The 13,537-nt window shown below is 65.0% G+C and carries 15 protein-coding genes and 1 pseudogene; 12 read left to right on the plus strand and 4 right to left on the minus strand.

The genetic code is table 11. The features are described 5' to 3' along the window. Nucleotides 1-245 precede the first annotated feature (245 nt). Nucleotides 246-746 (plus strand): annotated as a pseudogene (locus AB0T83_RS10915) (DUF475 domain-containing protein); the annotation flags it as partial. Between the two features lie 126 nt (nucleotides 747-872). On the opposite strand, the gene AB0T83_RS10920 reads toward AB0T83_RS10915, so the two are convergent. From AB0T83_RS10920 to uxuA, 4 genes are read right to left on the minus strand one after another with little or no spacing between them, the layout of a single operon-like run. Further along, entirely contained in the window at nucleotides 873-1,649 is a 777-nt protein-coding gene (locus tag AB0T83_RS10920) for an SDR family NAD(P)-dependent oxidoreductase (protein WP_366193069.1), read from the minus strand. 10 nt (nucleotides 1,650-1,659) lie between these two features. Next, nucleotides 1,660-2,709: a mannonate dehydratase gene (locus AB0T83_RS10925; protein WP_366193070.1), complete on the minus strand. Its 1,050-nt coding sequence runs from the start codon at nucleotides 2,707-2,709 to the stop codon at nucleotides 1,660-1,662. A gap of 12 nt (nucleotides 2,710-2,721) precedes the next feature. Beyond that, nucleotides 2,722-3,480, minus strand: coding sequence for an SDR family oxidoreductase (locus tag AB0T83_RS10930; RefSeq protein ID WP_366193071.1), 759 nt, complete (start codon nucleotides 3,478-3,480; stop codon nucleotides 2,722-2,724). Then, nucleotides 3,473-4,651: a mannonate dehydratase gene (gene uxuA, locus AB0T83_RS10935; protein ID WP_366193072.1), complete on the minus strand. Its 1,179-nt coding sequence runs from the start codon at nucleotides 4,649-4,651 to the stop codon at nucleotides 3,473-3,475. Before uxuA ends, AB0T83_RS10930 begins: the two co-directional genes overlap by 8 nt. Nucleotides 4,652-4,875: 224 nt before the next feature. Between uxuA and AB0T83_RS10940 the strand changes: the two genes are divergently transcribed. The 11 genes from AB0T83_RS10940 to AB0T83_RS10990 all read left to right on the plus strand — a co-directional run bounded on the left by AB0T83_RS10940 (nucleotide 4,876) and on the right by AB0T83_RS10990 (nucleotide 13,537). Continuing rightward, complete coding sequence (locus AB0T83_RS10940; protein WP_366193073.1) at nucleotides 4,876-5,601, plus strand: FadR/GntR family transcriptional regulator; 726 nt, start codon at nucleotides 4,876-4,878, stop codon at nucleotides 5,599-5,601. 105 nt (nucleotides 5,602-5,706) lie between these two features. Next, nucleotides 5,707-6,675, plus strand: coding sequence for a substrate-binding domain-containing protein (locus AB0T83_RS10945; RefSeq protein ID WP_366193074.1), 969 nt, complete (start codon nucleotides 5,707-5,709; stop codon nucleotides 6,673-6,675). A gap of 57 nt (nucleotides 6,676-6,732) precedes the next feature. Next, on the plus strand, nucleotides 6,733-8,235 hold the full coding sequence (locus tag AB0T83_RS10950; protein WP_366193075.1) for a sugar ABC transporter ATP-binding protein: 1,503 nt from the start codon (nucleotides 6,733-6,735) through the stop codon (nucleotides 8,233-8,235). Then, complete coding sequence (locus AB0T83_RS10955; RefSeq protein WP_366193077.1) at nucleotides 8,235-9,197, plus strand: ABC transporter permease; 963 nt, start codon at nucleotides 8,235-8,237, stop codon at nucleotides 9,195-9,197. Before AB0T83_RS10950 ends, AB0T83_RS10955 begins: the two co-directional genes overlap by 1 nt. Before the next feature lie 20 nt (nucleotides 9,198-9,217). Beyond that, nucleotides 9,218-10,111: an SMP-30/gluconolactonase/LRE family protein gene (locus AB0T83_RS10960; protein WP_366193079.1), complete on the plus strand. Its 894-nt coding sequence runs from the start codon at nucleotides 9,218-9,220 to the stop codon at nucleotides 10,109-10,111. A gap of 98 nt (nucleotides 10,112-10,209) precedes the next feature. Beyond that, nucleotides 10,210-10,599, plus strand: coding sequence for a phage protein GemA/Gp16 family protein (locus AB0T83_RS10965; RefSeq protein ID WP_366193180.1), 390 nt, complete (start codon nucleotides 10,210-10,212; stop codon nucleotides 10,597-10,599). Between the two features lie 2 nt (nucleotides 10,600-10,601). Continuing rightward, nucleotides 10,602-10,862, plus strand: a complete 261-nt coding sequence (locus AB0T83_RS10970) for a hypothetical protein (protein WP_366193080.1) — start codon at nucleotides 10,602-10,604, stop codon at nucleotides 10,860-10,862. Next, nucleotides 10,849-11,178, plus strand: a complete 330-nt coding sequence (locus AB0T83_RS10975) for a hypothetical protein (RefSeq protein WP_366193081.1) — start codon at nucleotides 10,849-10,851, stop codon at nucleotides 11,176-11,178. The genes AB0T83_RS10970 and AB0T83_RS10975 overlap by 14 nt, the downstream gene beginning before the upstream one ends. A 2-nt stretch (nucleotides 11,179-11,180) precedes the next feature. Next, nucleotides 11,181-12,695, plus strand: coding sequence for a phage tail sheath subtilisin-like domain-containing protein (locus AB0T83_RS10980; protein ID WP_366193083.1), 1,515 nt, complete (start codon nucleotides 11,181-11,183; stop codon nucleotides 12,693-12,695). A gap of 10 nt (nucleotides 12,696-12,705) precedes the next feature. Continuing rightward, entirely contained in the window at nucleotides 12,706-13,206 is a 501-nt protein-coding gene (locus tag AB0T83_RS10985; RefSeq protein WP_366193084.1) for a phage major tail tube protein, read from the plus strand. A gap of 37 nt (nucleotides 13,207-13,243) precedes the next feature. After that, entirely contained in the window at nucleotides 13,244-13,537 is a 294-nt protein-coding gene (locus AB0T83_RS10990; protein WP_366193085.1) for a phage tail assembly protein, read from the plus strand.

The raw sequence follows: 13,537 nt of genomic DNA on the forward strand, positions 1-13,537 counted from the left end.
TCAAGCACGCCTATGAGATGGGCAGATCGGAAGTGCATCGAACCCGCATCATGTTGGCAGTCTCCGCGCTGACCACGGACCGAAGCATGTACCCGAAGGATCTCAGGCGAAGGCCGTGCAGAAAGGCAGAGCGGGAACGAATGATGTCAAAAACACCGCTCTGGCGGATAGCTTTGCCTGCGCAAAGCGGCTTGACACAAACCGCCCCGTTACCGAAGTCCATAGCCTAGTCCCGGTACACGTCCTGGGCATCGATCCGGGGGGTCGAGATCGCTTTGGTCCTGTTGCTGATGCTGTTCTTCGCGCGTTTCCTGCCCGAGGAAGATGCCTCGACCTTTGTGCATTCCGCGCTTTACGGGCTGATCACCTTTCTGCTGGTCGATGTGGTGGGCAACATCCTGGACCGCGACGACACCGTGGATGGCATCGCCAGAGGCAGCCTGGGGGCGTTACTCTATCTCGAAGTGCTGGACGCCAGTTTCTCGTTCGACGGGGTCATCGGGGCTTTCGCGCTGACGCAGAATATCTTCATCATCGCCATCGGGCTTGGTATCGGCGCGATGTATGTGCGGTCGATGACAATCATGCTGGTGGAACGGGGCACGCTGACAGAATACCGGTTTCTGGAACACGGCGCCTTCTAACCGATCCTTCTGCTGTCGCTCATCATGTATGCGCCCACCGTGGTCCATGTGCCCGAGGTCATCACCGGGTTGAGCGGCGTGTGCCTGATCGCGCTGGCGCTGCTGTGGTATTATCGCCTGCGGCACGTCCGCTCGGTGCGGCGCATGGGCAGCCAATGGGCGGCATGGCCACCTTGGTGCAGGCGGTGGTCTGGCCGCCCTCCGCACAGAGCGCGGCCCGAAGCCTGCCTAGACGCCGATATAGGCCGTCAGCGCACCGTCGATCCTGTAGTCTGCCCCGGTGCAGAACCCGGCCTTTTCGCTGCACAGGAAGCCGATCAGCTGGCTGGTTTCCTCGATGGTGCCGACCCGCCCGATGGGGTGGGCCTTGCCAAACTCGGCGATCGTGTCCTCGATCGGATTGCCGGGGCCGGCCACTTCCTGGGCGGCGAATTCCAGCAGCGGGGTGCGGATCGAGCCGGGGCTGATCGAGTTCACACGGATGCCGTCCCTGGCGGCGTCCACCGCCTGGGCACGGGTGAAGGCATGGATGCCGCCCTTGGTGGTGGCATAGGCCAGTACGCCGTACTGGTTGGAGTGCCCCTGCACCGACGACACATGCACGATGGCCCCGCCGCCGCGCGCCTTCATGTGCGGATAGGCGAAATGCGAGGTGTAGAAGCAGGAATCGAGGTTGATGTTCATCACCCGCCGCCAATGAGCGATATCGGTGGTTTCCGTGGTGCCATAGGTCTGGATCGCGGCGGCGTTGACCAGAATGTCGATGCCCCCGGCCTCGGCCGCGATGCCGTTGATCCAGCTTTCGACCTGCTCGGCGTCGGACACATCCACCCGGCTGACGTTGACCGCACGCCCGTCCGCGTCGGACCGCGCCTTTGCGTTGAGCGCGTCGTCGATCCCGCACAGATAGACCTGTGCGCCTTCGCGGGCGAAATGCAGGGCCGCGCCCAGTCCGATGCCGCTGGACCCGGTGACCACAGCGATCTTTCCGTCGAATTCTCCCATCGGTCTCTCCTCAGGCTTGCGCGACCAGAGCTTTCATGTAGCCGACAGCGAAGGCCTTGCCGGCGTGCCAGGGCGCGTCACATTCCAGTTCGGGGGTGTGATCGGGGATCAACACGCCCTGATAGTCATTGTCTTTCAGGATCCGCACGATCCGGGCCATATCGATGTCGCCTTCGTCGATGAAGACCTCGTGATAGTTCGGCACCTGGCCCCTCACGTTGCGGAAGTGGATATAGCCGATGCGATTGCAGCGGGCGAAGTCGGCCACGGTTTCATAGATGTCGCCCTCGGCCATTTCCTGCAGGCAGCCCAGGCACAGCTCGGCGCGGTTGTTGGGCGAGGGGTTCAGCGCGAAGGCCTGCCGATAGGCGTCGTGGCTGTTGATCAGCTTGGCGGTCAGGCGCAGCGCCTTGACCGGCGGGTCGTCGGGATGGGCGGCCAGGATGACTCCGGCCTCTTCGGCGACGGGGATGATCTCGTCCAGGAAGCGGGCGTAGCGGTCCCAGATCTGGTCGCGGCTGATCGGTCCTTCGGTGCCCGGTCCGGCGTCGTCGTCATAAATCATGTTCCACGCCATGCCCTTGGGCATCGGTTCGTCCGGGTCGATCCTGGTGATGTCGAAGCCCACCGACATGGCGCCGCCGCGGGCATAGGGGCCGCGGGTCCAGCCCCAGACGCCCACCGCCGAGAAGTTGTAGCCGAAGCAGGGCACGCCGGCCGCGCCGGCCGCCCGGATGATCCGCTTCAGATGTGCCATCTGTTCATCGCGCCGGGGGCCGTCCAACAGAACGTCGTGCCAGTGCTTGACGGCGAAATTCTCGATCGCGGCAAGCTTCAGGTCAAAGCGCGCCAGGTCGTCGATCAGTTTGCGGAAGGTGTCTTCCGTCCAGTCGTCGTCCTGCGCCTTGCCCCAACTGCTGTCGCTGTCATCGGCCAGTTGCGGGTTGGCCGAGAAATAATCCTCGAGATGCGCCACCACATGGGTGACGCCCAGTTGCTGGGCAAAGGCATAGTGCCGGTCGTTCAGCATCTGCCGGTACAGGCCAAGTCCGATTTTCATGGCGGGGGGGCCTTACATTGTGATGCCGCCGTCCAGCACGAAATGCGTGCCGGTGACATAGGCGGCTGAGTCGGACAACAGGAAGGCAACGATCTCGGCCATTTCTTCCGGCGTGCCCAGGCGTCCCACTGGCTGACGGGCGATGAAGGCGGCAAGGGCGGCGTCGGGGTCCGGAGCGCTGTCGATGCGGCTACGCAGGCTGGGGCTGTCCACGGTGCCGGGGCAGAGGGCGTTGACGCGGATGCCCTGTCCAACATAATCCGCCGCGATGGATTTGGTCAGCCCCAGCACCGCCGCCTTGGTGGCGGAATAGGCCATGCGGTTGGGGACCGCCTTCAGCGACGAGGCCACGGAGGAGACATTGACGATGCTGCCGCCGCCCCGCGCCACCATGCCGGGCAGGAAGGCGCGGCATGCCTCCATCATCGGGGTGACGTTCAGGGCCCAGGACCGGTCCCAATCGGCGCGGCTGGTGGTTTCCAGCGTGCCCTCGTGCACCCAGCCGACGCCGTTGTACAGGCCGTTGCAATCGGGCAAAGCTTCGGCGCAGGCGGCCAGCTTGTCCGGGTCGGTGGCATCCAGCGCTTCGATGGTCAGCTTGTCGGCGATGCCCTCGGCCGTGGCCTCGGCCTGCAGTGATTGCAGGGCGCCGCCGTCCAGGTCGACCGCGTGAACCCGCGCGCCGCCCTGCAGCAGCCGCTTTGCCACCGCGCGCCCGATGCCCGCGCCCGCCGCGCTGGCGAAGATGGATTTTCCGGTCAGATCAATCATGAACAGCCTCCAGTGCCCGCATGGCGCCGCGCAGCTCGGCCAGTCCCTTCAGGCGGCCGATGGCGGAGTATCCGGGGTTCGTTGTCTTGTGGATGTCGTCCAGCAGCAGATGGCCGTGATCGGGTCGCATCGGGATGTGCCAGTCGCTTCGGCCTTCGGCCTTGCGCCGCCGCTGTTCGCGGAGCAGCAGGTCGATCACCGCGATCATGTCGGTGGATCCGTCCAGGTGATCGGCTTCGAAAAACCCGCCGCCGGGCTCGCGCTGGACATTGCGCAGATGGGCGAAATGCACGCGCGGGGCAAATTCCGCCAGCATCGCGGGAATGTCGTTTTCGGCGCGCGCGCCCAGCGATCCGGTGCAGAAGGTGATGCCATTGGCCAGCGACGGCTGGGCGTCAAAGACCGCGCGATAGTCCTCGGCGGTGCTCAGCACCCGCGGGAGGCCGAACAGCGAAAACGGCGGGTCGTCGGGATGCAGGCACATGCGCAGGCCCAGGTCCTCGGCCAGCGGGATGATCTCGCCCAGGAACGCCAGCAGGTTGGCGCGCAGATCGGCGTTCGAGTACCCGGCGAACTGTCCGATCAGGTCTCGTATGCCGTCGCGGGTGTGGCTGCCCTCGGATCCCGGCAGGCCCGAGATGATGTTGTGTTCCAGAGAGGCGATGGCGGAGGCGTCCCGGTCCGACAGCCAGGCCTGTGCCCGGTCGATCATCCGGGCATCGTAGTCCGCCGCCGCATCGGGGCGCTCCAGCACGAAGATGTCATAGGCGGCGAAGGCCACCGGATCAAAGCGCAGGGCCAGCCCGCCCCCTGGCGCCCGGAACCGCAGGTCGGTGCGGGTCCAGTCCACCACCGGCATGAAGTTGTAGCAGATGACCTGCAGGCCTTCGGCGGCAAGGTTGCGCATGGTCGCGGTGAAGGCCGCGATCTGGTCGGTTGCGCCGGCGCCCTGCAGCTTGATCGCCGTGGGCACGGGAATGCTTTCGACCACCGACCAGCGCAGTCCGGCCTCGGCCACGATCTGTTTGCGCGCGCGGATGGCGTCGGCCGGCCAGGCGCGGCCGTCATAGATCTCGTGCAGGGCCGTGACCACATCCGTGGCGCCTGCCTGCCGTATGTGGTCCAACAATACCGGGTCGCTGGGGCCGTACCACCGCCATGATTGCAGCATTTTGGTCGATTCTCCTTGGATACAGGGTATTTCTGACTTCTCAAGCGGTCGAAATCAACCCAATTGTTGGCCCACAGCGCTCCTCCATCTAGGCTGAATAACCAGCCGTCGGCGCAGTAACGCTCCCATGTCGCTGTTTTTTAATCAAAATATGGGCAGGCAAAAAATCTTCTTGAAAAACGCCTGAACGGCGATAGGGTCTGTGGACCAACAAGAGGGGCGGCATGCAGGATCTGGGCGACAAGTTGGCGGAAGGGGCCGCGGCTGGCGATGCAAGTGCTGTCGATGTGCTTGTGCGCCAGATCCGCGACTACATCACCGAGCACCAGTTGACCGTCGGCGACTCCCTGCCCAGCGAGCGGGAGTTGGGAGAACGCTTCGATGCCGCCCGAAATACCGTCCGCGAGGCGGTGCGGATCCTGAAGGCCTACGGCGTGGTCGAAGTGCGCCCCAAGGTCGGCACGGTGATCGTCAACCGGCACATGGATGCGGTGCTGAACCTGTTCAGCTTCCAGCTGACCATCTCGCGCGAGACATTTCTGGACATCCAGGGGTTCCGGCGGTTGATCGAGGTCGGCATCGTCGATGCCCTGTTCGACCGTGCGACGCCCGAGGATCTGGGGCGGCTTGGCGCCATCAACGCCCGGATCCTGCAGGCCGGATCGCCGGAAGAGGCCGCGCGCCACGATTTCGACTTTCATGCGACGCTGCTGGCGGTGGCCGGGAACAAGACCGTGCTTGCGGTCTACAACACCATGAAGCCGATCATCTGCCGGCTGATGCAGACCGGCAAGGAGGCCGACGGCCTGCCCAAGACCTACGCCCAGCACGCCAGCATTCTGGATGCGCTGGCCCGCCGCGACCGGCTGCGGTTCCAGTACCACATGTCCGAACACATGGATCAGGGCCTGAAGTACATCGACGGCTCGGTGGGAGAGACCCCCATGTGACCCCGATCCCAAGGTTTCGCAAGTGACGGACGCCCGGCGGCTGCCCCGCCAGCGTCCGAAAGACCCATGGCCGCCAAGGCCCGTTTCAGCAGGAGGAGACTGAAAATGACCCTGAAATCGACTTTTACCAAACTGACCGCCGCGGCGATCACCGTGGGCGCCCTGACCGGTGCCGCCCGGGCCGACGATCTGACCGTCGCCAGCGTGGTGTTCCAGCAGGACCAGTTTTTCCGCACCATCCAGATGGGCATGACCGCTGCGGCCGAGGCCGCGGGCGTGACCCTTCTTGAAGGCAACTCGGACAGCAAGCCCGAGAAGGAGATCAGCCTGATCGACACCTATATCGCACGCGGTGTCGATGCGATCGTGATCTCGCCGGTGTCCAAGGTGGCCTCGATCCCGGCCCTGAAGCGGGCGTCGGACAAGGGCATCAAGGTGGTGACTTACAATTCGACCATCGACGACACGTCGATCCCGGTCAGCTATCTGAACTCGAAACAGCGCGATCTGGGCAATTCCACCGGCCAGATGGCGGCGGCTTTCATCCAGTCCGAACTGGGCGGCAAGGCCAAGATCGCCACGCTGGGTTTCAAGGCGCTGCTGCCCGAGATTTCCGCCGACCGCGTGGACGGCTTCATCGAAGAGGCCGAGAAGGGCAACGAGATCGAAATCGTCAGCCAGCAGGATGCCTGGCTTGCCGAAAAAGCGGTCCAGGTCGCCGGGGACATCATCACCGCCAACCCGGATGTGAATATCATCTACGCGGCCAACGAGGGCGGCACCGTGGGCGCGGTGCAGGCGGTGCGCAATGCCGGCAAGGCGGGCGAGATCTTCATCTTCGGCGTCGACGGCACCGAGCAGCTGCTGACCTTCCTGCTGGATGGCGACAACGTCCTTCAGGCGGTGACCGCGCAGCAGCCCTATGTGATGGGCCAGATGGCTGTCGAAAACGCCATTGCGGCGGCCAAGGGTGAAGAGGTCGAGCAGACCGTCATCGTGCCGGTTCTGGGACTGTCGCGCACCGATGAAGCCGGGGCCAACGAGTTTCTGGACTACCTCAAATCGCTGAACTGATCACCTGACGGGGCGCGGTTGCCATCCGCGCCCCTCTGTTCAACCGGGACCCGACTCATGACCGCAACAGTAGAGACGCAGGGGCTGACCAAGATCTATGGCAGCGTCGTGGCGTTGGACGCGTTCACGCACACGTTCGAAAAGTCCCGCATCCATGCCCTGATGGGCAAGAACGGGTCCGGCAAATCCACGCTGGTCAAGATCCTGGCCGGGGTGGTGCAGCCGACGCGCGGCCTCATGAAGCTGAACGGCGTCGAACGGACCTTCCGTTCGCCCGCGGATGCGTTGCAGGCCAATGTGGTGACCGTTCATCAGGAATTGAGCCTGGTGCCGCATCTGTCGGTGGCAGAGAACATTTTCCTGGGCCGCCTGCCCAAGCAGCGGCTGCTGGGCATTGACCGCATCGACTGGGCCGCAGCCCGAAGGCAGACCGCCGCGTTGCTGTCCGACATGGGGCTGGACGTGTCTCCCGACGATATTGTCGAGGATCTGAGCGTCGGCCAGCAGCAGACCGTCGAGATCGCCAAGGCCATGAGCTTTGATCCCGCCCTGCTGCTGCTGGACGAACCCACCAGTGCGCTGGCCAGCAAGGAGGTGGAGATGCTCTTCACCCTGTTGCGGCGGCTGCGCGATCGCGGGGTGACGATGATGTATATCTCGCACCGCATGTCGGAACTGGCCGAGATCGCCGACACCGTCACCGTGCTGCGCGACGGCAAGCACACCGGCTCGGTCGAGATGGCCGAGACCAGCAACGAAGCCATCGTGGACATGATGTTCGGCGATGTGGCGCACGACCGCCCGGCCGGGCGCGTCAGCCGCGCCGACCGCAGCTATCCGATTCTGCAGGTCAGCAACCTGAGCCGCGAGCACGCGTTCGAGGATGTCAGCTTCACCCTCTACAAGGGCGAGGTTCTGGGCATCGCCGGGATGCTGGGCGCGGGCCGGACCGAACTGCTGCGCGCCGTGTTTGGCGCCGATCCCTTCGATGCGGGCGAGGTCGCCGTCGATGGCAAGGTGGTGTCCGATCCCTCGCCGCGCCAGATGTCGGGGATCGGGCTGGGCTACACCCCGGAAAACCGCAAGGAAGTCGGGTTGGTGCAGACCCACTCGATCCACAGCAACCTGTCGCTGGCCAGCCTGCGCAAGAACGCGCCCAAGGGGCTGATCACCAAGGCCGCCGAGAAACCCGGCGTGCAGAAGCAGATCGACCAGTTGCACATCAAGATCGGCAGCCCCGACGATCCGGTCAGCAGCCTTTCGGGGGGCAACCAACAAAAGGTCGTCATCGGCAACTGGCTGAACATCGATCCCAAGATCATGTTCTTCGATGAACCCAGCCGTGGCGTCGACGTTCATGCCAAGCAGCAGATCTTCCAGATCATCTGGGATCAGGCCGAGCACGGGCTGTCGTCGATCTTCGTTTCGACCGAACTGGAAGAAATCCTCGAGGTCTGCGACCGCATCCTCGTCATGAAAGACGGCCGGATCCAGGGCGAACTGGACCCTGCCAACACCACTCTCACAGAACTCTATACCGCCTGCATGGAAGGACTCTGATGTCGCTCGCCCAATTTTTCCGACGGCACCCGATGGAGATCATCCTGGTCGCCATGTACCTGTTTCTGGTTGTGACGGCACCCGGCTTTGCCTCTGTCGACAACCAGTTGAACGTGCTGCGCAACGTGACCATGCAGGGCATCATCGCCTTTGGCATGACGATGATCATCATCTCGGGCGAGATCGACCTGTCCATCGGCTCGGGCGTGGCGTTTTCGGGCTGCGTGACGGCCTGGGTGACGCGGGCGCTGTCCGACATCACCGGCCCTGTGGTGGCCATCTCGCTGGGTGCACTGGCGGCCATGGCGCTGCTGTTCATGATCGGCGTGTTCACCGGCAAGCTGCGTCAGCATTACAACATGCCGACCTTCATCACCACGCTGGGCCTGCTGACCGTGCTGTCGGGCGCAGCCAACCTGATCACCGGCGGCTTCCCGATCACCAGCTTTCCCTACCAGTTCAGCTTCCTCGGCTCGGGCTTCCTGTTCGGCATTCCCTTCCCGGTCTACATCTTCGTCACGGTCTTCGGGCTTGTGTACTTCCTGATGAATTACACCAGCTTCGGCCGCGCCATTTTTGCGGTTGGCGGCAATCTCGAGGCCGCGCGCCTGTCGGGCATCGACGTCTGGAAGACCAAGACCCTGGCCCTGGGCATCACCGGCATCTTCACCGCCATCGCCGGCGTGCTGATTGCCAGCCAGATCCTGTCGGGCAGCGCCAGCGCCGCGCGCGGCTGGGAACTGGATGTCATCAGCGCTGTCATCATCGGCGGCACCAGCCTGTTCGGTGGCAAGGGCAGCATTCGCGGCACCCTGATCGGCGTGCTGTTCCTGGGTGTCATCGTCAACGGGATGACGCTACTCAATGTCAGCGAGTATTGGCAGTATGTGGTACGCGGGGCGCTGATCATCGGTGCGGTCCTGATGAACCACGCGCTGGAACGCCACACGACCAAGGCCTGACCCGATCACCAGAGGACTCCATGACCAAGATCCATTGCATTGCCCCCATCGGCAACATCTGCGGCGAAGCCGCAACCTTCTCGGCGTCCGAGAACTGCATCTACTGGACCGACATCAACCGCTTCGTGGTGCATCGGATGGACCTGCAGACGCTGGCCGTGACCTCGCATCTGTTCGACGAACCGGCGGTGGCCCTGTCGCTGACCGATCAGCCCGGACGGCTGCTGGTGGCGCTGGGATCGCGTCTTATCTATCTCGACCCGACCAGCGACACCCGCACCGATCTGGGCGTCCCGCTGCCCGACGCGCCTGACGCGCGCTTCAACGATGGCCGGAGCGACCCGCTGGGCAATTTTTGGGTCGGCTCCATGGGCAACAACGTCGGGCCGAATGGCGAGGGGCTGGACGTGGCCGAAGGGCTGGGCCGCTTGTTCCGCTTCCGTGCGGGCGGCACACTGGAGGAGGTCGAATCCGGCATCGGTATTTCCAACACGCTATGCTGGGCCCCCGATGGCCAGACCTTCTATTTCGGCGACACCCTGAAAAACGAGATCCGCGCCTATCCCTACGATCCCGCCACCGGCGACATCGGCGCGGGCCGCCCGCATTTCACCGCCTTCGACCGCGGCCTGCCCGATGGATCGGCCATCGATGCCGAGGGCTACCTGTGGAACTGCCGGTTCTTCGGCGGCTGCATCGTGCGGGTGGCACCCGATGGCGCGGTCGACAGGGTGATCGACATGCCGGTGAAGAACATCACCACCTGCTGTTTCGGGGGGCCGGAACTTTCGACCCTCTATGTCACCACCGCCAGTGCCGAGAAGGATCCCTCCGACCGCCTGGCCGGCAGCCTTTTCGCCATCGAGACCGACACCAGGGGGTTGCCCGAAAATCATTTCAGGACTGGCGCCTAGGCGCTCCGCGTTGGCACAGTTTGCCGCAGGTGCGCCTTTCGGGGAGCGGTGCGGGTAACTGCCCGACCTGAAGAAATCTGCCGCGACAGGGCGCGCGAATTACAGCGCGTCTTTTACGCCATGGCCAGGCCCAGCTCACCGGCAAGGCGTCCCTGTCCGAGATGACCGACGGTGAACTCAAGCTGGTGGTGAATCACCTGAAGGAAAAGGGCTTCCGGGTACAGGCAGCCCCGCGCCAGCGCCACGCCGCCGCCCCGCGCGCGGACCTGCGGTTTGCGCATGTGATGTGGCGCCTGCTTGGCGAGGCGGGCGTGCTGGAGCGGCCCGGCCGGGACGGGCTGAACGCTTTCGTCCGGGCGCGGTTCGAGGCTGCCTGGGGATCGGTTCCCGTCGATATCGACATGCTGCGCGATCACGGCCAGATCCAGGACGTGGTCGAGGCGCTCAAGGCCTGGTGCCTGCGCGCCGACATCGAACTGGAGCCCTGACCATGACCCGCCCGCACGTCACCGACCACGCCCTTCTGCGCTATCTGGAGCGCCGCCTGGGCATCGACGTGGATACCCATCGCGCGGCCATTGAAGAGGCCGTTCAACGGGGTGTTGAACACCAGGCCTGCGGGGTGCTGTGGGACGGGATGCGGTTTCGGCTGGTGGGCCACAAGGTGGTGACCTGCGTGCACCGGTCGCAACCCGATGTCCGCACCGGCCGGGCGCGCGGCAGGCGAGGGGCGATCGATGGCCCTGAATGAGTTCTACGGTGTCGCGCGCCAGATCGCGGATCCCACCAGCATTGCTGCCGAGGTCACCACCGAACTGACCCGCGAGGCCACCGCCGCCGGCATGACGCTGGCCGAGCTGATGACCATGATCGCGCTCAAATCCGCCGCTTACGACCGCGCGATCACCACGGTCGCCGCGCTGGAAGCCGAATGCGAAGCGCGGATCCTCGCAGTCGATCTGGCCGCGCCCGACTACCAGCAGCAACTGGCAGTGGTCGCCGCTACCAACACCGGTGAAATCGAAACCGCCCGGACCTCCGTCTCGGCGCTCATTGAGGGAGTGTAATCATGGGCTTTCTGCACGGCATCGAAACCCTTGAGATCGACAGCGGCCTGCGCCCGATCCGGCTGGCGGATTTCTCGACCATCGGCGTGGTGGGCACCGCGCCCAACGCAGCCGGTGCCACGGCCGCCACCCTGACCGTCGGAACCGCCGCGGCCAACAACCTGATCACCCTGACCGCTGCTTCGGCGGGTGGTGGCGGCAATGCCGTTTCCTTCCAGCTGGTCGATCCGGGCGCGGCCAATGCCGCGCTGGATGTGGATGTCACTGGCAGCGCGATCACCGTGACGCTGGCCACCGATGCGGGCGGCGCAGTGACCTCGACGGCCGCCGGGCTGATCACCGCGATCAATGCCGACGTTGCGGCCTCGGCACTGGTGGCCGCGACGGGCGGTGCCGGAAATGGCGGCGGTGCCGCCAAGCGTATGCTGGCCGCGCGGAACCTGTCGGGCGGGGCCGACGAGCCTTTCCCGCTGAACACGCCGGTCCTGATCTCGGGCCGCCGGATCGAGGCTGCGGGGCTGGGCGATACCGGCACGCTGCCCGAGGCGATCGACGCGATCTTCGACCAGGTCGGCGCCCGTGTCGTGGTCGTGCGTGTGGCCGAGGGCGGGGACGCCGCCGGCACGCTGGCCAATATCATCGGCGGGGTCGATGCGGGTGGCAACAACCTGGGTGTGCAGGCCTTCCTGGATGCCAAGGCGCTGGCCAAGGTCACCCCGCGGATCCTGATCGCGCCGGGGTTCTCGCAGAACACCGCCGTGGTGTCCGAACTGGTGGGCATCGCCGACCGGCTGCGCGCCGTGGTCATCGCCGATGGTCCCAACACCACCGACGCCGAGGCCATCACGTTCCGCGAGCAGTTCGGGTCGCAGCGTATCCTGGTGGTGGATCCCTGGGTGAAGGTCTTCGACACCGCCCTGCAGACGGAAGTTGCCGCACCGCCTTCGGCCCGCGTGGCCGGCGTCATTGCCCGCACCGATCAGGACAAGGGGTTCTGGTGGTCGCCCTCGAACCAGCTGATCGGCGGCATTACCGGCACCGCCCGGCCGGTGTCCTTCGGGCTGAGCGATCCGACCTGTCGCGCCAACCTTCTGAACGAAAACGCGGTCACCACCGTGGTTCAGGAAAGCGGCTTCCGGATCTGGGGCAACCGGTCGACCACGCCCGATGCGCTCTGGACCTTCCTGTCGGTGCGCCGGACGGCGGATGTGATCGAGGACAGCATCGAGGCCGCGCATCTGTGGGCCATGGATCGCCCATTCTCGGCCCAACTGATCCGCGACATCCGCGACGGGGTCGCGGCCTTCCTGCGGCGGATGGAGGCCCTGGGCGCGATCCTGGGCGGCACCGTCTGGATCGACGAAGAGCTGAACACCGAGGCCACGCTAAAAGGCGGTCAGCTGTACCTCGACTACGATTTCGAGCCGCCCGCGCCGCTGGAGCGCCTGACGTTCCGCGCCCATCGCAACGGTGACTACTACGAAGACCTGGTCGCCCAGGTCGTGTCGGCAAGCTGAGGAGACCGTCATGAGCTATCCCCGCACCATCCGCAACTTCAACGCCTTCATCGACGCGACCAGCTATTTCGGCCTCGTGCTGGAGGCCAAGCTGCCGATGCTGGATCTGGAAACCGCCAACCATCGTGGCGCCGGCATGGACGGCACCATCGAGATCGACATGGGGATGAAGGCCATGTCGGCCGAACTGACCGTCTCCGAGCATCGCCCCGAGCTGATCCGGCTGTTCGGCAACCGTCAGCGGCTGGTGCTGCGCCCGGCGGGCCTGTCGCAGGTCAGCTACTCGGACGCCGACACCTATGTCTACACCATCGGCGGGCTGTGGAAGACCGTGGATCCCGGCACCCTGAAGCCGGGCACCGATGCGCCGCTCAAGCTCGCCACCGCCGTGGACTACCTGCGCATCGAGATGAACGGCGGGGAGCTGGTCGAGATCGATGTCGAGAACGGCAAGCGCGTGATTGGCGGCACCGACCAGATGGCCGCCCTGCGCGAAGCCATGGGGCTGTAAGCCCCCCTTTTACCCCCCTGTTTGAAGGACCGTTTACATGACCACCCGAAACGTATCGCTTTCCACCCCCGTCAAGCGCACCGGCGACCAGAACGACGTCGCTGCCGTCGCCCTGCGCAAGCCCCAGCCCGGCGAGATGCGCGGCCTGAAGCTGCTCGATGTGCTGCAGCTCGACGTGAACGCCCTGCTGGTGCTGCTGCCCCGCATCACCGACCCGGCGCTGACCCGTGACGAGGTGGCGACCATGGAGCTGGACGATCTGCTGAAGCTGGGCGGCGAGGTCACCCAGTTCTTCGGAGGCGCTGACACCGGCCCTTTCCCGACGACGTAG

This window comes from Meridianimarinicoccus marinus (assembly GCF_040689105.1).
GTDB classification, from domain to species: Bacteria; Pseudomonadota; Alphaproteobacteria; order Rhodobacterales; family Rhodobacteraceae; genus Meridianimarinicoccus; species Meridianimarinicoccus marinus.

Bases quoted from the DNA above. Each gene is read 5' to 3' on its own strand.
- AB0T83_RS10920 (WP_366193069.1), bottom strand. From the start codon at position 1,649: ATGGGAGAATTCGACGGAAAGATCGCTGTGGTCACCGGGTCCAGCGGC.
- AB0T83_RS10925 (WP_366193070.1), bottom strand. From the start codon at position 2,709: ATGAAAATCGGACTTGGCCTGTACCGGCAGATGCTGAACGACCGGCAC.
- AB0T83_RS10930 (WP_366193071.1), bottom strand. From the start codon at position 3,480: ATGATTGATCTGACCGGAAAATCCATCTTCGCCAGCGCGGCGGGCGCG.
- uxuA (WP_366193072.1), bottom strand. From the start codon at position 4,651: ATGCTGCAATCATGGCGGTGGTACGGCCCCAGCGACCCGGTATTGTTG.
- AB0T83_RS10940 (WP_366193073.1), top strand. From the start codon at position 4,876: ATGCAGGATCTGGGCGACAAGTTGGCGGAAGGGGCCGCGGCTGGCGAT.
- AB0T83_RS10945 (WP_366193074.1), top strand. From the start codon at position 5,707: ATGACCCTGAAATCGACTTTTACCAAACTGACCGCCGCGGCGATCACC.
- AB0T83_RS10950 (WP_366193075.1), top strand. From the start codon at position 6,733: ATGACCGCAACAGTAGAGACGCAGGGGCTGACCAAGATCTATGGCAGC.
- AB0T83_RS10955 (WP_366193077.1), top strand. From the start codon at position 8,235: ATGTCGCTCGCCCAATTTTTCCGACGGCACCCGATGGAGATCATCCTG.
- AB0T83_RS10960 (WP_366193079.1), top strand. From the start codon at position 9,218: ATGACCAAGATCCATTGCATTGCCCCCATCGGCAACATCTGCGGCGAA.
- AB0T83_RS10970 (WP_366193080.1), top strand. From the start codon at position 10,602: ATGACCCGCCCGCACGTCACCGACCACGCCCTTCTGCGCTATCTGGAG.
- AB0T83_RS10975 (WP_366193081.1), top strand. From the start codon at position 10,849: ATGGCCCTGAATGAGTTCTACGGTGTCGCGCGCCAGATCGCGGATCCC.
- AB0T83_RS10980 (WP_366193083.1), top strand. From the start codon at position 11,181: ATGGGCTTTCTGCACGGCATCGAAACCCTTGAGATCGACAGCGGCCTG.
- AB0T83_RS10985 (WP_366193084.1), top strand. From the start codon at position 12,706: ATGAGCTATCCCCGCACCATCCGCAACTTCAACGCCTTCATCGACGCG.
- AB0T83_RS10990 (WP_366193085.1), top strand. From the start codon at position 13,244: ATGACCACCCGAAACGTATCGCTTTCCACCCCCGTCAAGCGCACCGGC.